Origin of the sequence: Amycolatopsis sp. cmx-11-32 (assembly GCF_047608695.1) — a bacterium.
GTDB lineage: Bacteria > Actinomycetota > Actinomycetes > Mycobacteriales > Pseudonocardiaceae > Amycolatopsis.
The window spans coordinates 782193-805263 of sequence record NZ_JADNQN010000001.1; the positions used below are offsets into that span (position 1 = coordinate 782193).

The following is a 23071-nucleotide window of genomic DNA, read 5'->3' on the forward strand; positions in this document are numbered from 1 at the left end:
AGCCTCTCGTCATGGACTCAAATCGAACTGTCCGGCCTTGACCGCCTTGAGGAAGGCGTTCCACTCACCGGAATCGAAGACGAAGACGGGACTCTCGGCCAATTTGGTGTCACGTACCCCGACCAGCCCTTCCCTGCCTAGGTTGACCTCGACACAGTTCCCCCCGTTGGGCTCGCTCGCGAAGGACTTCTCCCACACGGCGTCGTCGAACAGCGACACGGCCGTGGTCGGATCGTAATCCGCCGCCGATGGATAATCGGCCATTGGTCGTACCTCCGAACGTCGGTCGGGGGTGCGGGTCGCGACCTGCGCGAACCGTCACGGCCCCGTCTTCTCCCTGCTTCAACGGGACTATCCCGCACGGCCAAGTGGGTGATCAACTCCGCCCACTCTCGACATGAAGATTATTCCAGGAGTAGGATTAATCGCAGCGGCCGGGGCTCGGTTGTTGGTGAATCGCTCGCAGTACGCGAAAACCTCGGTGGCAGGTGTCACCGAGGTGGCGTTCAGCAGGGAGTTTCGCCTTTCCGGCAGGACACCGACGGCAGGTGAACGGCAGGGCGGCAGCACCCCGCGGCGCATGACCACCCACCGCCGACCTCGTGGGGGAGGATCAGCGTGATCATTCAGGACACCATGCCTGCGACGGTACTCGCCGTCGGCAGGCTCATGGCCGGAACGGCGGGCGAGAGCCGCCGCTCCGCGCATCTCTTCGACCTGCACTCCCGGGGTTCACACCCCGAGTTCCTGCACACCCGTTGTGGCGCGGCGATGCCTTTCGACCACTTGGAGTGGATCCCCGTCGGTTCGGGGATGCCCTGTGAGCGTTGTCTCGGCCTCGTAGGTTCGGCCGAGCAGGCGCGGTTGCCGCGTCCGAGCCGGGGGGTGTGACCGGAATGGCCGTCCGCCTCACCACGCTCTTGTTCCGCCGTGAGGACGAACGCCTTGCCTCGGCGAAGCACCGCAACATCGGGCTCGAACTCCGTCAGCGTTTCGGGTTCAGCCTCATCCAGGCCCCGCTGCGCAAGCAGCCACCGTGGAACTCCGAAGTCGATTTCCCCGGCCGGCGCGGCGCGCACCGGGACCTGATCAGGACCGGCCGTCCGTTCGAAGGTCAGTTCGAAATTTCGCCCTTGATCGGGCATCTGACCGGCCGGGCCTGACTTCCGGGGGTCTCAGGGCTTGCGGCCCAGTCCGCCGAGCCCGCCGGTGAACGTCGGATCGTCGGCGAACCTGTCGCTCGCGCGGGAAGCCGCTTCGTCCAGATGCCAGGCGGCCATCCAATCGATCCCCGGCTCGACCATCTCCAGTCCGTCGAAGAACGCGGCGAACTCGGCGCGGGAACGCAGGTGGAACGGCGCACTCGTCTTCTTGTACAGCTCCTGGACGTTCTCCCGGTTGTCGTTCGCCTTGCGGGTGACGCCGTCCTCGGTCAGATGCGAGGACAGGAAGTACGACCCGGACGGCAGCAGGTCGAGGTAGCGCCGGACCATCTCGTGGACCGGTTCGTCCGGGCCGAGGAAGTACAGCAGGCCGACCAGGACCAGCCCGATCGGCTGCCGGGGATCGAGCACCCCGGTTTCGAGGGCGCGCTTCCAGATGTCGGCGGGGTCCCGCACGTCGCCCTGCAGGACCGCGTGCCGCCCGAGCAGTCCCTCGCGTTCCAGCAGCAGCTGGGAGTGCGCGACGGCGACCGGCTCGATGTCGACGTAGACGACGCGGGAGTCCGGGTTGATCGCGCTCGCGATCTGATGGACGTTGCCGACGGTGGGGACCCCGGAGCCGATGTCGAGGAACTGAGTGATCCCTTGGCGGGCCAGGTAGCCGACGCCGCGGCCGAGGAAGTCGCGCCCGACCCTGGCGAACGTCTTGACCTCCGGGAACTGCTTGAGCACCTGCGTGCCGAACTCGCGGTCGACGGCCCAGTTGGCCGAGCCGCCGAGGAACCAGTCGTACACCCTGGCCACGTTGGGGCGTTCGAGATCGACACCTTCGGGGGCTTCGGGATCCTGCTGCGTCGTCATGCGGTCACACCTCGTCACAAAGCGGGTTTGCGGGCGACCCCGCCGATGGTGCAGCTAAGCGTAGGCGAGCGGGAGTCGTCCAGCCTCCACGCGCCGACCGGGACCAGACCCGGCGCCACGAGGTCGAAATCCCCGAAGAAACCCAAGATCTCTTCCCTGTCGCGGAAGGAGGCGGGTGTGCTCGACTGCTCGTACTGCTTCACGACGCTCTGGACCTGTTCCAGCTCGTCCCCTTCCACGCCGGACATCGTGACGTGGGAGAGAACGTAGAACGACCCGGCGGGCAGCAGCTTCCGGTACCGCGCGACGACGGTGGCGATTTCGGGGCCCGGCACGAAATGCAGGACCGCGACGGTGAGCAGGGCCACCGGTTTCGCCGGGTCGAGCACGCCGGTGTCGACGGCGCGTTCCCAGACGTCGTCCGCGTCGCGCAGGTCGGCGCCGAGCACCGCGTGCCTGCCGGGGTCGCCGCACTTCTCCAGCAGGATCCTGGCGTGTGCGACGGCGACCGGTTCGTTGTCGACGTACACGCACCGGCTGTCGCCGTCGACCTCGTCGGCGATCTCGTGGACGTTGCCGACCGTCGGCACGCCGGAACCGAGGTCGAGGAATTGGTTCACGCCGTTCTCCGCGCAATGCCGCACCGCGCGGCCGAGGAAGGCGCGGTTGGCCCTGGCGAGGGAGCGGATGAGCGGGAATGTCTTGACCAGTTGTTCGCCGAATTCCCTGTCCACCGCCCAGTTCGCGGTTCCCCCGAGTGCCCAGTCGTAGATACGGGCGGCGTTGGGCCGCTCGAGATCGACACCCTCGGGCAGGAACTGCGGGTCCACGTTCAGCCCCTGTCCACTCGACCGCGCTGACGCCGGTAACCCTACCGAAGGAAGGCCGGGTGCTCTCAGGATTGCATCTGATTGCGGTACAGCTCGGCGAGTTCCTTGAGGAATTGCCGAGTCTCCTGGCGCTCCAGCGCGGCGCCGCGCAGGCGGTCCCAAGAATCGACGAAAATGTTGAAATCCTTGACGTCGTCGAGGTACAACCCGCCCGCGGAATGCTCGATGTAGACGAAATCCCTGGTGCGGTCGGGAAAACGCATGATGGTGAAGTCGTTGGGCACGGCGGCGAGCCGCGCGCTGAACGGCAACACGTGCACATACACGCGCGGATGCTTGTCCAGTGCCAGCAGATGCTCGACCTGGTCCAGCATCACGGCGGGGGCGGAGCCGCCGGGAGCGCGGCGCAGGGCGCCTTCGCTGATGATGAACCGGTAGTACGGCGGCTGCTGTTGCTCGAAGACGGCCTTGCGGTCCAGCCGGTTGCGGACCAGCGAGGTGACGTCGGTGGCGCCGGCTTCGGTGAACTGCTTGAGCATGTAGTGCTCGGACTGCAGCGGGCCGGGGATGCGCTCACCATGCCAGGTGAGGATCTCCGCGGCCGCGGGTTCGAGGTCGGTGAAGGTGCGGAACCAGTGCGGCACCACGGATCGGTAGCCGGACCAGTGACCACGCTGCCCGGCGGCGGCGCGGGCGAGGTTCATCAGCGTGTCGGCCTCGTCGCCGTTGATCCCGAACGCGTTCAGCATCGATCGCACATCCCCGAGTTTGACCCCGACGGCACCGGACTCGATCTTGTTGACCTTGCCCTGGGTGCAGCCGAGAACCTCGGCGACCTGCTGCTGTGTCATCCGCGCGGCGTTGCGGGCATGCCGGAGCTCGTTTCCGAGCTGCTTCCGGCGCGAGGTGACGGTGCTGGCCATCAGCCTTGCTCTCCCGGACCACATAGCCAGGACAGCGGCTTCCCGCCGTCCTGCGCGCGAACACTTCGAACCCACCCAGGGTACTGCACCTTGCGGGGTTCGATGATGACATTGCGCAGCGTTCCAGGAAACGGCTGAAAACACCAGTCACCGGGCACATCACCCTGGTGGCGGAACGATCTCGTCACATACCGGGCACCTTCGTCCGGCATAGTGACCGGGTGGACCAATCCCCCTTCGCCCAGCGGGTCACCGACGATGTCTACGGGTACGTCCAGCCCGACGGCTCCTGGTGGATCAACAACTGCGGGTTCGTCGCCGCGGGCGATCACACCGTGGTGATCGACACGTGTTCGACCGAGCGGCGTACGCGCGCTCTGCTGGAGACGGCGGTTTCGACCGGCGGGGCGCCGGTGACCACTGTGGTCAACACGCATCACCACGGCGATCACACGAACGGGAACTACCTGGCGACCGGTGCGACGATCGTCGGGCACCGGAAGACGCGTGAGGTGATGGTCGCGACCGGGATCAACACCTACGACAACGCGTTCACCGGGAGCGACTGGGGTCATCTGGAGCTCGGGGATTCCCCAAGGTGCTGTTCGACGACCGGCTGACCGTGCACGCCGGCGACGTCCGGCTGGAGCTGATCCACCCGGGACACGCCGCGCACACCACCAACGACGTACTGGTCTGGCTGCCGGAGCGGCGGGTGCTGTTCGTCGGGGACCTGATCTTCAACGGCGGCAGCCCGTTCGCGTTGATGGGTTCGCCCGCCGGCTGGCGGAAGGCCCTGGACCTGGTCCGTGAGCTGGAGCCGGAGACGATCGTGCCGGGCCACGGTCCGGTGTGCGGGCCCGAGGCGATCGACGTCGTCGACGGATACCTCGGTGTCCTGCAGCGGATCGCCTCACAGGGGAAGGCCGCCGGCCTGACGCCTCTCCAGGCCGCTCGCGAAGCCGATCTCGGGCCTTACGACGCACTGTCCGAACAGGAACGACTGCCCGGGAACCTGCACCGGGCCTACGCCGAACTGGACGGTCTCGACTGGGGCGCGCCGATCGATCTCGGGGCCGCGATGGCGGACATGGTCACCTACAACGGCACCCCGATCCACTGCTTCTCCTGACCGGACTGCGCCTTCGCCGACAACCGCCGGCCGCAGCGTCCTGCAACCCCGGACCTGGGACCTGGGTGTCGCGAAAGCCACTTTCGAGTCATGTGACGTCCCGAAAGTGGCTTTCGCGACACACCGAAAATCCCCGCGCGCCCGAACCCCAGCCCCCCGCCCGTCCCTGGGGGACGGCCCCGCACCCAGCGTATCGGTGCCCACCGTCGGTCCGGGGTAGTCGAGCCGAGTTGCCCACAGGTGGATCCGGTTGTGGACAACTCGCGTTCGATGCCTTCTCGCCCCGGCGCCGTATCCCTCAACGGGGATAGGCTCGGCAGGGGAATCGAAGCGGAAGGGTGCGGATGAGCAAGAAGGCGAGCATCGGGGTCACCGGCTTGGCGGTCATGGGCCGCAACCTGGCCAGGAACCTCGCGAGGCACGGGCACACGGTGGCCCTGCACAACCGCTCCGAGAAGCGGACGAAGGAACTGGTCGAGCAGTTCGGCGACGAGGGCGACTTCATCCCCGCGTATTCGGCGCAGGAGTTCGTCGCCGCGCTGGAGCGGCCGCGCCAGGTCGTGATCATGGTCAAGGCCGGGGCGCCGACGGACGCCGTGATCGACGAGTTCGTCCCGCTCCTCGAGAAGGGCGACGTGATCGTCGACGCGGGCAACGCGCACTTCGCGGACACCCGGCGTCGGGAGGCCGCGCTGCGTGAGAAAGGCATCCACTTCGTCGGCACCGGGGTGTCCGGCGGCGAGGAGGGCGCGCTGCACGGGCCGAGCATCATGCCGGGCGGGTCCGAGGAGTCGTACCAGTCGCTCGGGCCGCTGTTCGAGGACATCTCGGCGAAGGTCGACGGCGAGCCGTGCTGCACGCACGTGGGCGCGGACGGCGCCGGGCACTTCGTGAAGATGGTGCACAACGGCATCGAGTACGCCGACATGCAGTTGATCGCCGAGTCGTTCGATCTGCTGCGCGGCGCGGGTGGCTACTCCCCCGCCGAGATCGCCGACGTCTTCCGGACCTGGAACTCCGGACGGCTGGATTCGTATCTGATCGAGATCACTTCACAGGTGCTGGCCCACACCGACGCCGCCTCCGGCAAGCCGTTCGTCGACATCGTGGCGGACCAGGCGGAGCAGAAGGGCACCGGCCGCTGGACCGTCCAAATCGGACTGGACCTGGGCGTGCCGATCAGCGGGATCGCGGAGGCCGTCTTCGCACGGTCGCTGTCCGGATCGTCGACCCTGCGTGAGGCCTCCCGCGGTCTGGGTGGTCCTTCGCGTACTCCGCTGACGGGGTCCGCTTTGGACACCTTCGCGGACGACGTCGAGCAGGCGCTGTACGCGTCGAAGGTGGTGGCGTACGCCCAGGGCTTCAACCAGATCCAGGCGGGCGGCGCCGAGTACGGCTGGGACATCGACCTCGGCAAGGTCGCGTCCATCTGGCGCGGCGGCTGCATCATCCGCGCGAAGTTCCTGAACGACATCACCGCCGCGTACGCCGAGGAGCCCGCGCTTCCGACGCTCCTGACGTCCGGCGGCTTCCGCAAGGCCGTCGAGGACGCCCAGGACTCCTGGCGTTCGGTGATCTCCACGGCGGTGCGGCTCGGGATCCCGACCCCGGGCTTCTCGACCGCGTTGGCCTACTACGACGGTCTGCGTGCGGAGCGGCTCCCCGCCGCGCTGGTGCAGGGGCAGCGGGACTACTTCGGTGCCCACACGTACCGCCGGGTCGACCGCGAAGGTTCGTTCCACACCGCTTGGGCGGCCGACAACCGTCCCGAATCCTCCGCCTGACGGAGCTGAAGGGGACTTTCCCCGCATAAGACGCCACAAAGGGGCCCTTCACCGCATCACATGCGGTGAAGGGCCCCTTCGCTAACTCGCGATCCGGACGTCCGGGCGAACCCTCGCCGCTGCGGCCGCATGCGCGGCCAGCAACTCCTCGATCACCTTGTCCGGCTCGGTGCGCAGGCGCGAAGGCAACGTCTGGAGAACCAGCACGCCAGCCGCGGCGTACCGCCCATTTCTCGCCAGTGTCCGATCGAACCCGTCGACGGCCTTGAGGTGGAACGACAGCGAGTCAACCTCCCAGGCCAGCCCGACATCGTCGAACCAGCCATCCGGCTTGGCGATGTATTCGCCCGATGTGGTGTACAACTTCTTGTTCCACATCGGCTCCGGCAAGCCTGACCGTGCCCAGACCTGTCGTGCATCGATCTCCGCGATCGACTCCGACCCGAAAGCCAGCTCCGTGAGAACGTGCCGAGGCAGCGCACTGCCACGCTGGCTACCGTGAGCCAACTCGTGAGACAACCGCTCGAAAGAGCTGTACTTGCGTTGAACCACTTCGCTCACCAAGGCTTTGACGGGCCGGACCTCTGTCTGTCTGCGACAGAGGTCGAGGGTCGCACGGGTGACTTCCGCGAGCGGCCGTCCACCTCGGGTCACCAGCCGTGGCATCCGCTGAGTTCGCTCGACTACCACAAAACCGTAATTGTGGAGCTTCCGTTCGTGCGGAACGAGGAGATGGACCTCTTCGCCGGTATCGGGTAAATCGCGTAGGCCGTAAGCCCGGCAAGCCACACTGCCGGTGATCAGGGCAGTCTCGCCGCCGTAGAGCATCGCGGCTGCGATCTGCTGTTCGCGAGTGGGTGGTGCGTTGAAGAGGAGGACGATCCCCGGCAGAAGTCTCGTCCATGGACCGCCGGGCCCGCATCTCCGATACGTCGTGGTCGAGGAAACCCCCATTTCTTGAAGGCGCATCGCCCGGATGACGCCATGGTCGCTGTTCTCCATCAGGAGGTCGGGGTCGTCGCCCCATGATCCTTTTTTCATTCCTCGATCTTGCGACCGGTTCCAGCGCCTGCCTAGCCGCGATTCCGCGACCTGTGGATAACTGGGGTGTTGTGGATAAAGCTGAAGGGGACTTTCCCCTCATGTGATGCGGTGAAGGACGCTTTCGCCTCATCAGATGCGGGGAAAGTCCCCTTCAGCCCTCCCTGGCGGCGACGATCTCCGCCAGTGCCCCCAAGATCGTCGCTTCGACCTTCTCCTTCGAGAGCCCAAGCTCGCTGAGCACAGTGAAGTCCTCGATTTCGAACAGGGCCAGCAGGATGTGCTCGGTCCCGATGTAGTTGTGCCCGAGCCGCAGCGCCTCCCGCATGGTCAGCTCCAGCGCCTTCTTGCTCCGCGCGCCGAACACCATCTTCGCCGCCTCCGCCGGTTCGGCGGCGGGTTCCGGTAGCCCCGCCACCGCGGCCTCGCGGACGGCGTCGAGGGTCACGTTCTGCGCCACGATCGCCCCGGCGGCGAGCGCGGCGGGCTCGGCGAGCAGACCGAGGATCAGGTGCACGGGCTCGATCTGCGGGCTCTTCGCCGCGACGGCCTCGTCCCGCGACGCGACGACGACGTGCCGGGCGCGATCGGTGTAGCGGCTGAACACCTTCACCAGGTCTTCGAGTGAGGTGCCTCCACCGGATTCCTTGGGGACGAAGCGTTTCTGGGCGGCCTGTTTGGACACCCCCATGTTCTTGCCGATTTCGGTCCAGGACGCGCCGGAGCGCCGCGCCTGGTCGACGAAGTGGCCGATCAGGTGGTCCGCCACTTCGCCGAGGCGCTCGCCGAGGAAGACCGCGTCGAACAGCTGGCCGAGCACGTCGCCGTCGGGATGCTGCTGCTTGATGTGGGAGATGAGGTCGTCTAGCCGGACCGGATTCGTCATATCGTCAACTTTAGGTTGACGATCCTCGATCGTCAACCGCGAGTTGACGCAAGGGTCGCCTTCAGGTCGAAGCCGTTGGCCTCCAGCGTCTCGAACCGCGGCGCCGGATCCGCGGCGAACAGGCGGCGCGCGGCGATGTGGTCCGGCGGGCGGTTCACCGACTCGACACCGGCGAGCACACCGTCGCGGAACGACAGCACCGAGAATTTCCCGCCCTCCCGGTCCCCGGTCACGACGGTCTCTTCCGCCCCGGTCAGGATCCCGGCGATCTGCAGTTTCGCGCCGAGCTGATCGGTCCAGAACCACGGCAGGCTGTCGTAGGGCGCGGGTTCGCCGGCGATGGCCGCGGCCGCCGCCCGCGCCTGGTCGACGGCGTTCTGCACCGACTCCAGCCGCGTCGCCGTCCCCGCCTGGACACACGGGAAGTTCGCGCAATCCCCGACCGCCGAGATCTTCGGGTCGCTCGTGCGCAGATGTTCGTCGACGACGACACCGTTCGCCACCGCCAGCCCCGCCTCCTCGGCGAGCCGCGTCCTCGGCTCCACCCCGACCCCGACCAGCACCAGATCGGCGAGCAGCAGGCTGCCGTCACTCAATTCCACCTCGGCCACCCGGTCGTCGCCACGCAACGCGGCGACGCCCTGGCCGAGCAGGATCGTATGCCCGGCGCCCTCATGCAAAGCGGCGAAGAACGCCGAGACCTCCGGAGTCGCGACACGTGCCATCAGCCTGTCCTGCGCCTCCACGATCGTCACGGGCCGCCCGGCGTGCGCGGCGAATTCGAGCCCGATGAACCCGCCCCCGACCACGACGACGTTCTTCGCGCTTTCCAGTGCCGCGCGCAAGACGTCGGCGTCGTCTTTGGTGCGCAAAGTGAACACACCATCCAAAGTGGACCCAGGTACCGGCAGCACGCGGTTGTTCGCTCCCGTCGCGAGGACGAGATGGTCGTACCCGTGTGCACTTCCGTCCTCGAGCACCACGTTCGCGGCCTCGCGATCCACCGACGCGACGCGGCCAGGGATCAGCTCGATGCCCTTCTCCGCGAAGAAGTCTTCGGGCCGCAGACGTAACTGGGCGTCGCCCGCCGTCCCGGCGAGGTAGCCCTTCGACAGCGGAGGCCGTTGGTACGGCAGGCCGGGTTCGTCGCCGATCAGTACCACCCGCCCGTCGAACCCCTTGTCCCGCAGCGAGGTCGCCACCCCGAACCCGCTCTGTCCGGCCCCTATGACGAGGACGGTCTCCATCGGCGCTCCTTCCGTTGTGCCCGGTGTCCATTCAACACAGATCCAGCCCTTTCGACCGCCCCTTCGCAACGTGATCCTCATACGGCGGACGCGCTACGGTCCCAGCCGAGGTCCACCCGGTCGATTAGCGTCCTCCGCTGCCGCGGGGATCGCGACGCCGATACCGGCGCTCGGGATCGGAAGGCTCTTCGGCATCCGGCTGCCGGTGGTGGCGGGCGCGACGTTCATCGTGGTCAATCCGATGATCATGATCGCGTCGGGGGTGTTCGGCCTGCTCATCGCGAAACCGTTCGCCAAGATGATCCGGTTCTTCCCGCCGATGGTTTCGGGCACGCTGCTCGTCGTCATCGGCATCTCGTTGATCGCCCCCGGCGTCGGCCTACGCGAAACCGGCCGACATCGCGCTCGCGTTCGGCGTGGTCGCGGCCGTGCTCTCGATGTGCGTCGTGATGCTGGTGACCTACACCGACTCCGACCTCGCGCGCGGTCTCGCCGCCGACGGTCGTTCGGCCAGCCTCGGCGGCGCGATGAACACGTTCCCGGACACGGCTTTCGCGCAGAACGTCGATTCGGTGTCGGCCTGCTGCCCGCGTTCTCGACGACCAGTTCGGCAACTCGATCTTCTTCCAGCACTTTCCGGCGTGGCTGCAGACCATCCGCGGCAGCCCCATCACGGTCGCCGCGATCGTCGCCTTCACACTGAACCTGCTGTTCAACCACCTCGGCAAGCTGCGGGAGCCAGATCTACTGAAGGCGCGCTGAACACGGCAGGATGACCGGCATGCGCCTCACCCTTCGCGTGCTGGGCTGGATCGCCGTGGTGTCGCTCGCCGCCGCTCTGGTCACCGTCGTGTTGCTCACCTTCGGTCCCCTTCCCCGCGAGGTGCTGTCCGGTACGAGCGGACTCTCGGTGGCGGAACGGATCAAAGCCGAATCCGACGTTCGCACGTCGCTCCTGCAAGCGGTGGCGGGGACCTTGCTCGTCATCGGCGCCGTCACCGCCTGGCGGCAAATGCTGATCGCCCGCGGTCAACACCGGTTGAGCCACCGGACGGCGGTGACCGAAGCCTTCACGAAGGCCGTGGAACAACTGGGAGACGCCGATTCGTCCGCGCTCCGGCTCGGTGGGATCTACTCACTGGACCGGGTCGCCGAAGACGACCCGGCGGAGGCCCGCAGGATTGGCGAGATCCTTGCGGCGTTCGTGCGCGAACGTGCCACCACCACGCCGGTGGCCCATGAGGTCGCCGCGGCGGTTTCGGTGCTGGCCGCACGAAAGTGGCCGGGTGCGGTCGACCTGTCCAGGACCGTACTCACCGGACTCGACCTGGGGAACGCGAAGCTGTCCGACGCGAGCCTGGCAGGCAGCGACCTCACCGGTGCCACCCTCTGCGGAGCCCACCTACGCCGGGCAGATCTCAGTGGAGCGAACCTGCGTGAAGCCGATCTCAAAGGCGCTGACCTCAGGGAAGCCGCACTCCACGACGCCAAGATGTCGGGCGCGGTGGCCGACTCAGCCACCCGCTGGCCCACCGGCTTCGTCCTGGCCGACAACGGTGTCCGGCTCAGTTGAGGGAACCAGAGCCATGAGCGCGAACCGGATCGCGCTCCCGACGTCGATCGTCTCGTGTTGTTTCACGACCAGTGTCCCGCTTTCGTCCCGCTCCGGAACAAACAGGTACGAGCAATCGTAAGAGTCCTTTATCTCGTCCGCAGCCAGCTGGAAATTCGCGACCGCCTTCCCGTGCTCTCCGAGGAAAACTTCAGCGATCGCGAGGTTGTACCTGCTCAGGGAGCGCTCGTCCGCCGTATCCGCGAGCTCGATGGCGTTCACCGCCCATCGTGCCGCCTCGCCTGGGTCAGTCGAGCAAAGCAGCACGAAGGCGCAGTCGTTCGCCGATCGCCATCTCGGCCGCAACCGGTGCGCGGTCTGGAACAACTCGATCGATTTCGCGAGATCTCCTTCCTCGAAGGCAGTGAACGCGCCGGCCAGCTGGTAGTCCGAATGTCCGGTCATCAAGTCGGCCACCTCGGTCTGGATGAGCCATTCTCGCAGCTGGGGCCAGGGAGCCAGGGGTTGCCGAAGGCGTTCGACAGAGATCCGGCCGCCGTGGCGTTCCACCGCCCGCCGGGTCGCGATGAAGGCTGGCTCACGCTCGATGTCGAAGTCCGCCATATCCGCAGACGTGATCCACCTGATCGCGGTGTTGTCCCCGAACACGCAGGTCAGTTCGGTGATGTCGAGCGCGGCCGGGAACCCGGCACGGACGATCCCCTCGTAGAGGTAGGCGACGGTGTGATTGCCGGGCGCGTCCATCGACAGAGACGCCAGTGCCTTGAGTCCGACGCCCAGGGTGTCCTGGCTCATACCAGGGCAACACGTCCGGAGGAGCGTTCCCCTGGTCGTCGCCGTGAGATCGCACAGCAGGAAATCAAGCTGTCTGCTCATCAGGTGGTTGAACGGCAGACTGTTCATCAGCTGCGTATGCGAGTGAACAGACTCCGCACCACGCCCGCTCATCGTCCACAGCCGGATGTAGATCTCATCGAACATCGATCCGGCGAACCGAACGCGGCCGTTGTCGATCTCGATGATCTTCGCCTTGACGAGATCGTCCCGGCATCGATCGAGCACCTCGGGTGCCATCGCGTCGCGAACGTAGAGATGGTGCGCGAACAAGGCCTCCGCGAGGGTCGCCCTGTCTCTGGCCGAACACAACACGTTCAGCACGAGAAGCTGTTCGTGGGTGAGTGTTTTCACGGCGTCCAGCAAGGCGTGCTCACGTGACAGTCTGCGCTTGTCCATGATCGCCAGCACGTCGTCGAGGGCTTCGGGTGTGAGCTTCATCGTCTTCGTCACGCCTCGCTGCCATCGGCTGAACATGGTGTGGCAGTAGAACTGGATCTCGTACGGGTTGCCGTCTGTGAGCATCGCCAGGTTGTTCGCCGTGTCACGGATGTCGGAGAAACACTCGGCGACGTCGAGGCCGGCGGCGGTGAGCGGTCTCGCCGCACAGTCCTCGATCTCCGCGGTCTCGGCGAATCGCGCGACCTCGACGAATTCGAATTGCCGCAGGAGATGGTCGAACACCACGTTGATGCGATCGATCAGCTCCGTCGTCCCGGCCAGGACGAAGACGAACCCCCGTAATTGCATCCCCAGGGTGCGCAGGAGGGAGAGGACGTCTTCGTTGTCCGCGATGAGCTGGGCCTCGTCGACCAGGACGACGATCGGTCGCTCGGCCCGTGTCACGAGGTAAGTGAGGTCGGTGCGCAGCGCCATCTCGGAGAGAGGGGCACCGGACCGTGCTTGCGCGAGGTTCTCCGGAAACTCCAAGGGGAAATCGTCTTCCGGGACTTCGCCCCCGGCGATCCGGCGGATCCGCCGCGGCGTGGCCGGTCCGAGGTCGGCGACCTCGCTCACAGCACCGAGCACTTCCTCGTAGAACTTCCCGACGAAGGGCAGCAATCCAGCGTCGGCGGGTACCAGATCGAGCCGGACCACCGGACAATCGCGTTCTTTCGCCATTAGCTCGATCATGTTGAGCAAGCTGGTCTTTCCGGCGGCGCGCTGACCATGGACGGCGACATAGCCGACCGGCTTGTCCGGGTCGGCCGCCGCGAGGACGGTGGCGACCTGGGACAGTTCCGGCCTGCGCCCGGCGAACACGTTCTCGTCGCTGACCGGGTTCGCATAGTCGTATGGGTTGCTCAGCGCCGAGATATCCACCCGTACATAGTGCTACAAAAGAAGACGCCCTAACACCAGAGCCACTTCGGCCACAGGTTGCACTCTTCGGTGGGCGTCGTGGTGGGCGGTGCCGGAGTCGGGTTGGGCGGCTTAGGCGCGCCCGTCGACCCTGTCGTCCGCGGCGGATCAGCGGGCTTGTTCGACGAGGTCGGCGTCGTGGGGTCGGGCGAGTCGGAGGTGGGCGCGGCCGAACTCGACGTGCGGCGGCTGGACGTCGTCTTGGCGGGCTGCGACGAGGTCCCTGCGCCGCTGCTCTCACCGGTTCCGCCCGTCTCGATGGTCTGGACCGCCGAGGTGGCGTCGGCTCCCCTGTTCTCCGAAGGCCGCTTCGGCATCTCGATGACGCTGATCTGGTTCGGCTGCGCATTCTGTTCGGGCTCCGAATCGAACCCGAAGAGAACAGCGGCCGCGCCGCAGGCGACGACCACGCCGATGGTTACCGCGATAACTCTCCAGCGTGACTTTGCCCGTGACTCCTCGTGGTCGTCCCAGCCCTCGCGAATGAGCAGGTCGGCGACCGAAACGTCGTCGTCATCCACCAGCTGAACCTTTCGCACTGGGAACAGGCCGACAGTAGTTTTACCCGAGCTCACCGCCGAATGGGTGAGGTTGTCCAAGAGTAATTCACCCGATGGAACACCATAGCGGGTGTCGGTCACGCAACGTGTATTCATATGCTTTCGCGCATATCAGCACTGGTCGCCCTCCGGTTCGCGTATACAGCGCCCTCCATGGGTGGTGTAATCGACGGTGCCAGCACCGGAAGAGGGGGTTCGGACGGATCATGGAGGCTGACGCCCTCGCCGTGCCGGGAGCCGGAAATTCCGCGGGTCCGGCAGGCGCACCGCTCGGGAACGAGCCGGTCGGCGATCTCGGCCTCGCGGGCGACCACGCCGCCATCTGGTCGTACGACTTCGAGAACGAGACGCTGTCCTGGCTGCCAGGGCTGGAGAACCTGCTGGGTGGAGCCGGACTCTCCGAAGCGGAGCTCACTGAGTCTGATCTTGAGGCGAGGCTCGCCGATCTGGTGGCCCCGCTGACCTCCGGCACCCGCACTTCCCCGCCTTGGCGTGAGTTCGAACTCGAGCAGTCGTTCCGGAACCCGGCCGGCGAGATCCGCTGGATCCGCCTGCGCGCCCGCACCATCGGCGACGAGGACGGCTCGTCGGGGCTGCTCGGGATCGCCACCGACGTGACCGACGTCCGCGAGAATCGGCAAGCCCTCGAAGATCTCACTGACCGTTACCGGCTTTTGGTGGAACTCAGCCCCGACGCGGTCTGTGTCCACGAAGCCGGTGTCGTCACGTACGTGAACAGGGCCGCCGTCACCGCGCTCGGAGCGTCCTCGACCGCCGAGCTGATCGGGCGCCCGATCATGGACTTCGTCGCCGACGAGTCGCTCCCGGCCCTGCTGGACAGGATCGCGTCACTCCACCGCCAGGGCGCGTCGACCGATCCCGCCGACGCCGTCATGCTCCGCCTCGACGGTACGAAATACCTGGTCCAGAGCATCTCGGTACGGACCACCTGGGAAGGACGGCCCGCTTTCCAGGTCATCATGCGCGACATCAGCGCGCAGAAGGCCGCCGAAGCGACACTGCGCTACCAGGCCGCGCTGATCAGCCACGTCAGCGACGCGATCATCGCGACCAGCGGCACCGGCGTGGTGACCAGCTGGAACCCGGCCGCGGAGAATGTCTACGGCTGGACGGCGAACGAGGCGATCGGCGGCACGGTGAGTGACCTCGTCGGCGCCGCGCTCGACCCGGAAACGGTGCTGCGCAAGGGCGGCGTCCTGCGGACGACCCAACGCCACCGCAACGGCTCGACACTGGCCATCCGCATCTCGGCCGCGGAGATGAACGACGGTTTCGTCCTGGTCTGCGCCGACGAAACGGCCCGGCGGCGCGCCGAGCAGCACTACAGCACGGTGGTCGCGTCGCTCGACGAAGGCGTGATCGTGATCGGGCCCGGCGGGCTGATCGAGTCGGCCAACCCGGCCGCGTGCCGGATCATCGGTGTCGGCCACGACGACCTCATCGGCGTCCCGTGCGTGCTGCTGGAGCTGTACGACGAGCTGGGCCGCATTCCCCCCGCCCGGATGCCGTCGGTGGTGACCCGGCGCACCCGGGTCACGCAGACCGGCCTCGTGCTGCGGCTGCGGAGATCCGACGGCGGCGATGTCTGGATCTCGATGACGTCGCGGCTGCTGACCCCGGAAGACCCCTCGGCCACGGCGGTGGTCGCCTCGTTCACCGACATCACCGAACGCCGCGCGATCGGTGAGCGGCTCGCGCACGAGGCGACGCACGACCCGCTCACCGAACTCGCGAACCGGACGCTGGTGCTGGACAGTCTCGCCGAGGCGTTGTCCGGCGCGGGCCGCGCCGAGCTGACCACGGTGCTGTTCATCGATCTCGACAAGTTCAAGGTGATCAACGATTCCCTCGGCCATTCCGTCGGTGACAAGGTGCTCCGCATCGCGGGTGAACGACTGCGCCGGGGGATCGGCGAGAACGACCTCGTCGGCAGGCTCGGCGGAGACGAATTCGTCGTCGTCACCGCGGAGATCACCGAATCGGCCGAGATCAAGGCGCTGGCCGAGCATCTGCGCGAGGCGCTGACCGAACCGATCACGGTCAACGGCAGGCAACTGCACATCGACGCCAGCATCGGCATCGTCACCGCGGCCAACGACGACACCCGGACCGCCGAGGACCTGCTGCGGGACGCGGATGTCGCGATGTACCAGGCGAAAACGCTGGGCCGCGCGCGCTACGAGTTCTTCGACGTCGAGCTGCGCGAACGGATGCAGCGGCGGCTCCGGATGGAGCAGGACCTGCGCGAAGCCCTGCAGAACGGCGAACTCTGGGCGGCGTACCAGCCGGTCGTCGACATCGAATCCGGCGAGATGGTCGCCGTGGAAGCGTTGCTGCGCTGGAAACATCCGGCGCACGGCACGATCTCACCCGCCGAGTTCATCCCACTCGCCGAGGAAAGCGACCTGATCAACCTGATCGGCAAGTACGTCCTGCGTACGACCACGCGCGAGATCGCCAAGCGACGCGAGCAGCTCGGCATCGACCTGAACCTCAAGGTCAATCTTTCGGCCAGGCAGCTGGACGATCCGCATCTGGTGGCAGGAGTGCAGGACGCGATGAAGACCACCGGGCTCCCGCCGCACGCGCTGACCCTCGAGGTCACCGAAAGTGCGTTGATGCGAGACCAGGCAGCGGCCGCCGAAGTACTGACGTCCTTACGTGATCTCGGTGTCTCACTCGCGATCGACGACTTCGGCACCGGCTATTCGTCGCTCGCGCAGTTGCAGCGGCTGCCGCTGGACACGCTCAAGATCGACCGCACCTTCGTCACCGGCATCGCGGAATCACGCGACGCGGCCGCGATCGTCAAGAGCATCATCGCGATGGCGCACGCCGTCGACCTGATCGTCGTCGCCGAAGGTGTCGAGAACGAAGACCAGCTCACCGTCCTGCGTGAGCTGCGCTGTGACCAGGCGCAGGGTTTCCACTTGGGCCGCCCCGCGCCCCCGGACGAACTTTTCGGAGTCGCTGAATGAGTGTCGAGATCAAATCCGGTGAAGACCGCTACGACATCGTCGTGGACGGCAAACCCGCCGGGTTCCTGGAAACCCGCACCCGGCCGGACGCGATTCTGTTCCTGCACACGGAAATCTCCGACGACTTCGCCGGGCAGGGGCTGGCGGGCAAGCTCGTGACCGCCGCGCTCGACGACGTCCGGGCGCAGGGCGGGTCCGTCCTGCCCCACTGCCCGTACGTGCGCTCCTTCATCGCGAAACACCGCGAGTACGAAGACCTCGTCCCCGAGGACAAGCGCGCGGAATTCGAGCTCTGAGCCCTCACCCCCGATAGATCTTCAGCAGCTTCGCGAGTTCGTCTTCGGTCAGCACGACGTCCAGCTCGCGCAGCGTCGCATCGAGCCGCTCGGGCGGGATCGTGCTGGTCTCCTTGGTCCCGTCCGGCCGCTCGACGATGAACTCGTCGCCGATCAGCTTGCGGCTGAGCCCTTCCTCCAGCCGCATGATCACCAGGCGCCCGGTGAACGGCGAGCGCGGATGCGTCGACGTGTAGTGGTGGTAGACCTCGTAGTCGATCCGGTGCATCGGCGTGAGCGTGAAGGCGTGCAGGTCGGTCCAGTCGTCGCCCTCCTGCTTCTGGAGACGCCACCAGTCGCCGTCGGCGACCAGCCGGTGCGGCCAGCCGGCCTGATCCACCACGGCACCGTCGACCAGCGGCATCGGAACCAGCATCCCGGCCCCGAAACCGACGTCGACCAGGTGCTGGACACCGTCGGCCTCGATCGCGAGGGTCATATGCGTGTACGGCCCGTTCTTCTGCGGTTGCACCCGCGCGACCAGGCGGCGCACGGGGTAGCCGAGCTGCTCGGCGGCCGCGGCGAACAGGCTGCCGTGCTCGTAGCAGTAGCCGCCGCGATGACGGCGGACAAGCTTGCCGATCACGTCGTCGAGCGCGATCCCCTTGTGCTGCCCCAAAACGACGTCGACGTTCTCGAACGGAATGGCAAGGATGTGCGCTTTCGCCAGCTCACGCAACGCGGCGGCGGACGGGTTCGCGCGCTCCTGGGCGATCCGGCTGAGATACGCGTCGAGGTCGAGGGCGTCGGCGGTCCATTCGGCGACCTGTTCAGCTGCGAGTGTCATGACCCGAGCCTGACACCTCTACCTGACTCGAGGTCAAGATCAGCGCCAGCCTCCTGGGTGATCGCTTACGCGGCCACCGTGCCATCGCCGCCCGCCTGGCCTGGACGACGACCGTCGCACCCGGCTTCGACGGCTTGTCGGCCTGAAACACTCCGATGACCGTCGAGTCCATTGTGGACATCTTGACCTATTCCGAAATCTGCTCCGGCTTCGGCGGCGAGTTCAGGCACGCTGAAAGTTCTCGCGGCGGAACTCACGGGCTTTCCGTTCCGCAGGCCGATCGGGGTGCAACTCAGGGTGGGGGTCACGCGTCTTGTGACTGTGACCGGTGGCAGAGAGCTTTCTTGGGACGGGTGTGTCAATGTTCGTGACCTGGGCGGGCTGGGCCGAGCCAGACCGCGTGCGGTGGTCCGGATGGAGGCGCCGACGCGGTTGAGCGAGGCGGGGTGGGCGGCCGCCTGGGCGTACGGGGTCCGCACGGTGGTCGATTTGCGCAATCCCGACGAGCGCGAGCCGGAGCTCGCGCCGAGACCGGCGGGTATCGCGACCGTGCGTGCCCCACAGGATCCGATCGGCACACCGTTCTACGAGCAGTGGACAAAGATCGACAACTTGGCCTCGCCGCTGTACTACCCGGCGATGCTCGTGGAACACCCTGAGCCGGTGGTCACGAGCCTGTCACCGCCGTGCGGGCGATCGCCAACGCCGCACCGGGATGCGTGGTGTTCCACTGCGCCAGCGGCAAGGACCGGACCGGGCTGCTGGCCCTCGTGTTGCTCACGCTGGCCGGAGCGGCGCCGGACGAGATCATCGCCGACTATCTGCTGACCTACGACCGGTTGAAGCAGCAGTATGACGAACTCGGTGTCCGCGACCAGCTCACCGCTGTGACCGAGCACCTTGCGGCCCGCAACACCACCATCGAGGCATCGCTCACCTCGACGATCGCGTCATTGACGATGCCTGACTTCCTGCTCGGGAACGGCTTGTCCGATACCGAACTCGCCGCCCTGCACGCCCGCTTGACTATCTGAGAAACAGGTCCAACGACGAAAAACCCGGCGCCAGTCACTGGAGGGAGAGACTGGCTGCTTATTCTCATGACGGGCTTCCGGCGCGCTCCGCGCCAACCCGCACCGCGGTCGGTTCGTCTCGTCGATCGGGCGCTCGACCTCGTAGCGCAGTTCGAGGAACTCGAAGTAGGTCACCAGGCTCTGTACGCACGCCGCTCGGGTCGACCCAAAACCCACTCTGACAGGTTGCTCGGGTCAGCGCCGCTCCGGTCCGCCGCCGCGCTAGAAGCAGCAGGGACGAGGGGAACGGGGGCGAACAGGCACACGACGAACGCAACATCGGCCCTCGACCAGCGACACCAGGCCCAGACCTGCCGGGCAACCCGCGTGCAACAACCGGCGGCCAAGGAGGGCAACCACGGTCAACAGTGGACAGACTCAAGATCGGCCGCAGGCATGGAAAAACCGCCTTGACCTGGGTCAAGACGGTTTCAAGAGCGGTGGCCAGGGCCGGGGTCGAACCGGCGACCTTCCGCTTTTCAGGCGGACGCTCGTACCAACTGAGCTACCTGGCCGGGAACGCCGGCCTGGAGCCGAACGATCTTGCGACCCTGACGGGACTCGAACCCGCGACCTTCGCCGTGACAGGGCGACGCGCTAACCAACTGCGCCACAGGGCCTTGCATGCTGCTTTGTAACTGTACTGCGTACTCCCAACGGGATTCGAACCCGCGTTGCCGCCTTGAAAGGGCGGAGTCCTAGGCCGCTGGACGATGGGAGCCCGGTTCGGTTTCGGCGAACCGACCGACCCGCGCTCTCCGGTGTCCCCGGGAGCGAACATAACTATAGGACACGCTCGTTTCAGCTCCCGCACAGGGGGTCCCCTAGTTGTTCGCGGGGCTGGGACCTGCGAGAACGCGGTGACTTCAGGATATCAGGGCCGAGGCGTCCCGCAGGGCGCCGAGCCGTCGCCGAAGCTCCTCCCGGTCGACATCCGAAAGGGTGACGGCGAGAAGTTCGGCCACACGCTGGTCGGTCAGGTGCTCGGCGTGCCGCCACCGCTGCCGCAGATCGCCCTTCGCCTCCGCCCTGGCGATCAGTTCGTCGGCGGCCTCCTCGGGCCACGCGGTGCGCAGGAGGCGCCCACGTCCACCTTCCGGATCCGAGACGACGGCCTCGGGCACCGTCAAGCCCACCGCGCGCAGGGCGGCGAAGTGGACACCGCCGCGGAACTCGCGGAAGACCATGAGCGCGAACGCCAGGCGCTCGACGTCGTCCTCCGGCCGTTCGGCGAGTTGCCATCCGGCGAACAACGCGAGACCACTCGCGTCCGCGGCGTCCACGAGACGGAAGAGCAGATCGGCCAGGCGACCGGGGTCGTCGGTGCCCGAAAGGTTGACGCGCGCCCACCGCGCCGATGACCGCGAGTAGGCACGGACCGCGGCGGCCGCGTCGAGGGCCGCCATCGCGGGCGGCAGGGCGAACTCGAAGAGCCAGTGCGGGAAGATCCCGAACAGTTCCGCGACGACCTTCGGCGGCGGGTCGCCCAGCACCGCCGAACGCCCTCGCAGGTACAGCGTCCGCGGCGGCAGGCCCGCCTCGGCCTCGACCTCGGCGAGCTCTGGAGAGGTCATGAACTTCCCACCCAGGACCTGCACCGTGTCCCGGATCTCCCGCGCCGTCGCGATCGCCTCTTCGTCACCCATGCCGCTTGCCGCCTTCCCGCCAGTTGAATAATAACAGTGTTACACAACTGGCGGCCCCCTCGTCAAGCACAAACGAAAGCCCGGCCACGTGGCGAACACACCACACGACCGGGCATCGCGAACGAACTCAGCGCTGGACGGGCGCCCGCCCGTCCTCGTCCAACGTCAACCCCAGCATGTCCAGCAACTGGACACAGTCATCGACACCCAGCGCGCCGTTGGCCACCGCCAGCCGGGCACGCCGCACCTGGTCGTCGGACACCCGCTGGGTATCCCCCTGACCCGTGCGCTGCGCCGGCAGGCCACCCGCCAACGTTGTCGAACTTCCCCCATCGGCACCTTCGTACCGAAGGAGGAACTGTCGAACTTCCACAGACCCACCCATGGTTCCTCCAGACGGCCAACGAACAGCTTGGCCGCGAGGCTAGCCAGAGCCGGCCGCGACACACAGCCCCCCGGAGAGTGAACCTGTCGCCACGCTCCGCACAACGCAGAGCAATCACGCGTGCACCGGCATCACATGAACCACAGGGGAACCACAGGTGTCGTCCCGACCGGAATTCTGCCCGCGCCCACTCGCCCTTCTCAGCAAACCGTGCGACAATCGCTTTGCTGACACACCCCCGGTCAGCGCCTGTGGAGATCCCCTCCGACCCCCGCGTTCCTCCCCCTGGCGCGGGGGTCGCTCCGTGTTTTGGGGGGCCACCCCCCAAGCCCCCAGGGTCCGGTCTGTGGCGGTTGGCGGCCCCGGACTCGGTCCGGGTGAGTAGCGATCTCGGGTGGCGTGAATCGTTCTCGTTCGAGTTGATGATCGCGTTTGTGATCACTGGGCGCGTCGTTCTCTTGGGGTGTTAGGCCATCTGAGACGAAATAATGGGTGTGTCGTGGCTCACTGTGGTTGGTTTGCCGAGACCGAACCGTTATCGTGGCCTGGTGCCCCTTCCTTCCCTGAGCCGTCGTAGCGGCAGCCGCACGAACCTCAAGCCGGTCAACCCCGGTCGTCACCGCAACTCCTCCACCAAGGAGGCCGAAGCGGTCGTCGAAGACACGGAGCTCACCAGCTACCTTCGTGCCCTCGCCCCCGACAACGACCCGGAGAGCACCGGCACCGGCAAGCGCTTCGGTGAAGCGCAGGTGTTCCAGCTGCGGATGAACCTCATCGCCATGGAACAGCTCAAGGACGCCGCCCGGGAACGCAGCCTGTCGCCGCAGGCGCTGGCGCAGGAATGGATCCTCGAGCGCCTCTCGTGGGAATCGCAGGCCAACTCGGCCCAGCAGCGGCGCCACGAAGAAGCCCACACCGACGAATTCCGCTTCGACGCCGACGCGTTCGAGCAGCCCGTCCCCCGCTGATCCCGTCGAACTCGGAACGGAAACAGCACACCCGAAGAAGCTTTCAAAGCCATGGAAAAGCCCCCGGCGAGAAAATGCCGGGGGCTTTTCTGTTCAGTCTGAGCAACGCCGAAAGGCGGACTCAGATCGCGCGGACCTTTTGGGCCTGCGGGCCCTTCTGTCCCTGACCGACCTCGAACTCCACTCGCTGATTCTCCTCGAGAGTGCGGAAACCGCGGCCCTCGATCTCCGAGTAGTGAACGAAGACGTCGCCCTCGCCGCCATCCTGCGCGATGAAGCCGAAGCCCTTCTCCGCGTTGAACCACTTCACAGTGCCTTGCGCCACCGCTGTACTCCTCGTTGCACATCCGCTTCGAGTGCCACCGAAGTGACACCCAGACCGTCCCGGGCGGTTCCAACGAGTCGAGCGAAGAGCGCGTCACCGGCTCATGGCTCGCGTCAGAAGTTCCGCGAGTGTGAAGCCACGAACACGCAAAACGACGGCCTGATTGCAGAGTACCGGGATCTGGCCATATTTGAAGCCCGTGATGGGACTCCAAGCACCCCCAAGTACCAAGGTCACCGGAACGTCGTATAGCGCTCCTTCTTCTGTCGGACCCTTTCACTACCCTGTCGCCGCGCACCGACCTGAGGTCAACGCCGGACACGGACCGAAGTCGGCCATGCCCCGATCGTGAACTAT

General features: G+C 66.6%; 23 protein-coding genes, 3 tRNA genes and 2 pseudogenes. 11 read left to right on the forward strand and 17 right to left on the reverse strand.

Going from position 1 to position 23071, the window contains the following annotated elements:
* Window positions 1–9: 9 nt before the first annotated feature.
* Window positions 10–264, reverse strand: coding sequence for a DUF397 domain-containing protein (locus tag ACM6LR_RS03925; RefSeq protein WP_414936138.1), 255 nt, complete (start codon window positions 262–264; stop codon window positions 10–12).
* A gap of 354 nt (window positions 265–618) precedes the next feature.
* Between ACM6LR_RS03925 and ACM6LR_RS03930 the strand changes: the two genes are divergently transcribed.
* Together ACM6LR_RS03930 and ACM6LR_RS03935 are read left to right on the forward strand one after the other, a co-directional pair.
* Window positions 619–891 (forward strand): hypothetical protein, encoded by a 273-nt coding sequence (locus tag ACM6LR_RS03930; RefSeq protein WP_414936139.1) that lies wholly within the window; start codon window positions 619–621, stop codon window positions 889–891.
* A gap of 5 nt (window positions 892–896) precedes the next feature.
* Entirely contained in the window at window positions 897–1163 is a 267-nt protein-coding gene (locus ACM6LR_RS03935; protein ID WP_414936140.1) for a hypothetical protein, read from the forward strand.
* Window positions 1164–1175: 12 nt separating this feature from the next.
* Here the strand turns inward: ACM6LR_RS03935 and ACM6LR_RS03940 are convergent, their stop codons facing one another.
* The 3 genes from ACM6LR_RS03940 to ACM6LR_RS03950 form a co-directional block, all read right to left on the reverse strand.
* Window positions 1176–2024 (reverse strand): SAM-dependent methyltransferase, encoded by an 849-nt coding sequence (locus ACM6LR_RS03940; protein WP_414936141.1) that lies wholly within the window; start codon window positions 2022–2024, stop codon window positions 1176–1178.
* 14 nt (window positions 2025–2038) lie between these two features.
* The gene (locus ACM6LR_RS03945) at window positions 2039–2854 is read right to left on the reverse strand and encodes an SAM-dependent methyltransferase (RefSeq protein ID WP_414936142.1); all 816 of its coding nucleotides are present in this window, start codon (window positions 2852–2854) and stop codon (window positions 2039–2041) included.
* A gap of 65 nt (window positions 2855–2919) precedes the next feature.
* Window positions 2920–3777 (reverse strand): helix-turn-helix domain-containing protein, encoded by an 858-nt coding sequence (locus ACM6LR_RS03950; RefSeq protein ID WP_414936143.1) that lies wholly within the window; start codon window positions 3775–3777, stop codon window positions 2920–2922.
* 221 nt (window positions 3778–3998) lie between these two features.
* Here ACM6LR_RS03950 and ACM6LR_RS03955 point away from each other — a divergent pair.
* A pseudogene (locus ACM6LR_RS03955) lies at window positions 3999–4909 on the forward strand (MBL fold metallo-hydrolase).
* A 344-nt stretch (window positions 4910–5253) separates the two neighbouring features.
* Window positions 5254–6693, forward strand: a complete 1440-nt coding sequence (gene gndA, locus ACM6LR_RS03960) for an NADP-dependent phosphogluconate dehydrogenase (protein ID WP_414936144.1) — start codon at window positions 5254–5256, stop codon at window positions 6691–6693.
* 81 nt (window positions 6694–6774) lie between these two features.
* Here gndA and ACM6LR_RS03965 read toward each other — a convergent pair whose 3' ends face one another.
* The 4 genes from ACM6LR_RS03965 to ACM6LR_RS03980 form a co-directional block, all read right to left on the reverse strand.
* Window positions 6775–7695, reverse strand: a complete 921-nt coding sequence (locus ACM6LR_RS03965) for a hypothetical protein (RefSeq protein WP_414936145.1) — start codon at window positions 7693–7695, stop codon at window positions 6775–6777.
* 193 nt (window positions 7696–7888) lie between these two features.
* Window positions 7889–8620, reverse strand: a complete 732-nt coding sequence (locus tag ACM6LR_RS03970) for a Clp protease N-terminal domain-containing protein (RefSeq protein WP_414936146.1) — start codon at window positions 8618–8620, stop codon at window positions 7889–7891.
* Between the two features lie 32 nt (window positions 8621–8652).
* Entirely contained in the window at window positions 8653–9867 is a 1215-nt protein-coding gene (locus tag ACM6LR_RS03975; RefSeq protein ID WP_414936147.1) for an NAD(P)/FAD-dependent oxidoreductase, read from the reverse strand.
* A 93-nt stretch (window positions 9868–9960) separates the two neighbouring features.
* Window positions 9961–10215, reverse strand: a complete 255-nt coding sequence (locus ACM6LR_RS03980) for a hypothetical protein (protein WP_414936148.1) — start codon at window positions 10213–10215, stop codon at window positions 9961–9963.
* A gap of 68 nt (window positions 10216–10283) precedes the next feature.
* Between ACM6LR_RS03980 and ACM6LR_RS03985 the strand changes: the two genes are divergently transcribed.
* A complete protein-coding gene (locus ACM6LR_RS03985; protein WP_414936149.1) occupies window positions 10284–10643 on the forward strand; it encodes a hypothetical protein in 360 nt (119 codons plus the stop codon).
* A gap of 5 nt (window positions 10644–10648) precedes the next feature.
* A complete protein-coding gene (locus ACM6LR_RS03990; RefSeq protein WP_414936150.1) occupies window positions 10649–11440 on the forward strand; it encodes a pentapeptide repeat-containing protein in 792 nt (263 codons plus the stop codon).
* Here the strand turns inward: ACM6LR_RS03990 and ACM6LR_RS03995 are convergent.
* Window positions 11381–13597 (reverse strand): AAA family ATPase, encoded by a 2217-nt coding sequence (locus ACM6LR_RS03995; protein WP_414936151.1) that lies wholly within the window; start codon window positions 13595–13597, stop codon window positions 11381–11383. The two genes, ACM6LR_RS03990 and ACM6LR_RS03995, sit on opposite strands and share 60 nt — an antisense overlap.
* Window positions 13598–13626: 29 nt before the next feature.
* The gene (locus ACM6LR_RS04000) at window positions 13627–14277 is read right to left on the reverse strand and encodes a serine/threonine protein kinase (RefSeq protein ID WP_414943159.1); all 651 of its coding nucleotides are present in this window, start codon (window positions 14275–14277) and stop codon (window positions 13627–13629) included.
* 125 nt (window positions 14278–14402) lie between these two features.
* On the opposite strand from ACM6LR_RS04000, the gene ACM6LR_RS04005 reads away from it, so the two are divergent.
* Both ACM6LR_RS04005 and ACM6LR_RS04010 read left to right on the forward strand, forming a co-directional pair.
* Window positions 14403–17195, forward strand: coding sequence for an EAL and GGDEF domain-containing protein (locus tag ACM6LR_RS04005; protein WP_414943160.1), 2793 nt, complete (start codon window positions 14403–14405; stop codon window positions 17193–17195).
* Complete coding sequence (locus ACM6LR_RS04010; protein ID WP_414936154.1) at window positions 17192–17491, forward strand: GNAT family N-acetyltransferase; 300 nt, start codon at window positions 17192–17194, stop codon at window positions 17489–17491. The genes ACM6LR_RS04005 and ACM6LR_RS04010 overlap by 4 nt, the downstream gene beginning before the upstream one ends.
* Window positions 17492–17495: 4 nt before the next feature.
* Here the strand turns inward: ACM6LR_RS04010 and ACM6LR_RS04015 are convergent, their stop codons facing one another.
* Window positions 17496–18317 (reverse strand): arylamine N-acetyltransferase family protein, encoded by an 822-nt coding sequence (locus ACM6LR_RS04015; RefSeq protein ID WP_414936155.1) that lies wholly within the window; start codon window positions 18315–18317, stop codon window positions 17496–17498.
* Window positions 18318–18638: 321 nt separating this feature from the next.
* On the opposite strand from ACM6LR_RS04015, the pseudogene ACM6LR_RS04020 reads away from it, so the two are divergent.
* Window positions 18639–18821 (forward strand): annotated as a pseudogene (locus tag ACM6LR_RS04020) (tyrosine-protein phosphatase); the annotation flags it as partial.
* 182 nt (window positions 18822–19003) lie between these two features.
* Window positions 19004–19351 carry a tyrosine-protein phosphatase gene (locus ACM6LR_RS04025; RefSeq protein ID WP_414943161.1) on the forward strand — a complete coding sequence of 116 codons (348 nt, stop codon included), beginning with the start codon at window positions 19004–19006 and terminating at the stop codon, window positions 19349–19351.
* Between the two features lie 480 nt (window positions 19352–19831).
* Here ACM6LR_RS04025 and ACM6LR_RS04030 read toward each other — a convergent pair.
* From ACM6LR_RS04030 to ACM6LR_RS04050, 5 genes are all read right to left on the reverse strand, one after another.
* Window positions 19832–19905 (reverse strand) — tRNA-Phe (locus tag ACM6LR_RS04030).
* A 31-nt stretch (window positions 19906–19936) separates the two neighbouring features.
* Window positions 19937–20010, reverse strand: a tRNA-Asp gene (locus ACM6LR_RS04035).
* 28 nt (window positions 20011–20038) lie between these two features.
* Window positions 20039–20111: transfer RNA gene (locus tag ACM6LR_RS04040), tRNA-Glu, on the reverse strand.
* A 145-nt stretch (window positions 20112–20256) separates the two neighbouring features.
* On the reverse strand, window positions 20257–21036 hold the full coding sequence (locus ACM6LR_RS04045; protein WP_414936157.1) for an SCO6745 family protein: 780 nt from the start codon (window positions 21034–21036) through the stop codon (window positions 20257–20259).
* Between the two features lie 127 nt (window positions 21037–21163).
* The gene (locus ACM6LR_RS04050) at window positions 21164–21421 is read right to left on the reverse strand and encodes a hypothetical protein (protein WP_414936158.1); all 258 of its coding nucleotides are present in this window, start codon (window positions 21419–21421) and stop codon (window positions 21164–21166) included.
* A gap of 548 nt (window positions 21422–21969) precedes the next feature.
* On the opposite strand from ACM6LR_RS04050, the gene ACM6LR_RS04055 reads away from it, so the two are divergent.
* Entirely contained in the window at window positions 21970–22389 is a 420-nt protein-coding gene (locus tag ACM6LR_RS04055) for a hypothetical protein (RefSeq protein ID WP_414936159.1), read from the forward strand.
* Window positions 22390–22510: 121 nt separating this feature from the next.
* On the opposite strand, the gene ACM6LR_RS04060 is transcribed toward ACM6LR_RS04055, so the two are convergent.
* Complete coding sequence (locus ACM6LR_RS04060) at window positions 22511–22714, reverse strand: cold-shock protein (protein ID WP_003097368.1); 204 nt, start codon at window positions 22712–22714, stop codon at window positions 22511–22513.
* Window positions 22715–23071 lie beyond the last annotated feature (357 nt).

Bases quoted from the DNA above. Each gene is read 5' to 3' on its own strand.
- ACM6LR_RS03925 (WP_414936138.1), bottom strand. From the start codon at position 264: ATGGCCGATTATCCATCGGCGGCGGATTACGATCCGACCACGGCCGTG.
- ACM6LR_RS03935 (WP_414936140.1), top strand. From the start codon at position 897: ATGGCCGTCCGCCTCACCACGCTCTTGTTCCGCCGTGAGGACGAACGC.
- ACM6LR_RS03940 (WP_414936141.1), bottom strand. From the start codon at position 2,024: ATGACGACGCAGCAGGATCCCGAAGCCCCCGAAGGTGTCGATCTCGAA.
- ACM6LR_RS03950 (WP_414936143.1), bottom strand. From the start codon at position 3,777: ATGGCCAGCACCGTCACCTCGCGCCGGAAGCAGCTCGGAAACGAGCTC.
- gndA (WP_414936144.1), top strand. From the start codon at position 5,254: ATGAGCAAGAAGGCGAGCATCGGGGTCACCGGCTTGGCGGTCATGGGC.
- ACM6LR_RS03965 (WP_414936145.1), bottom strand. From the start codon at position 7,695: ATGGAGAACAGCGACCATGGCGTCATCCGGGCGATGCGCCTTCAAGAA.
- ACM6LR_RS03970 (WP_414936146.1), bottom strand. From the start codon at position 8,620: ATGACGAATCCGGTCCGGCTAGACGACCTCATCTCCCACATCAAGCAG.
- ACM6LR_RS03975 (WP_414936147.1), bottom strand. From the start codon at position 9,867: ATGGAGACCGTCCTCGTCATAGGGGCCGGACAGAGCGGGTTCGGGGTG.
- ACM6LR_RS03980 (WP_414936148.1), bottom strand. From the start codon at position 10,215: ATGACGACGAGCAGCGTGCCCGAAACCATCGGCGGGAAGAACCGGATC.
- ACM6LR_RS03990 (WP_414936150.1), top strand. From the start codon at position 10,649: ATGCGCCTCACCCTTCGCGTGCTGGGCTGGATCGCCGTGGTGTCGCTC.
- ACM6LR_RS04005 (WP_414943160.1), top strand. From the start codon at position 14,403: ATGGAGGCTGACGCCCTCGCCGTGCCGGGAGCCGGAAATTCCGCGGGT.
- ACM6LR_RS04010 (WP_414936154.1), top strand. From the start codon at position 17,192: ATGAGTGTCGAGATCAAATCCGGTGAAGACCGCTACGACATCGTCGTG.
- ACM6LR_RS04015 (WP_414936155.1), bottom strand. From the start codon at position 18,317: ATGACACTCGCAGCTGAACAGGTCGCCGAATGGACCGCCGACGCCCTC.
- ACM6LR_RS04045 (WP_414936157.1), bottom strand. From the start codon at position 21,036: ATGGGTGACGAAGAGGCGATCGCGACGGCGCGGGAGATCCGGGACACG.
- ACM6LR_RS04050 (WP_414936158.1), bottom strand. From the start codon at position 21,421: ATGGGTGGGTCTGTGGAAGTTCGACAGTTCCTCCTTCGGTACGAAGGT.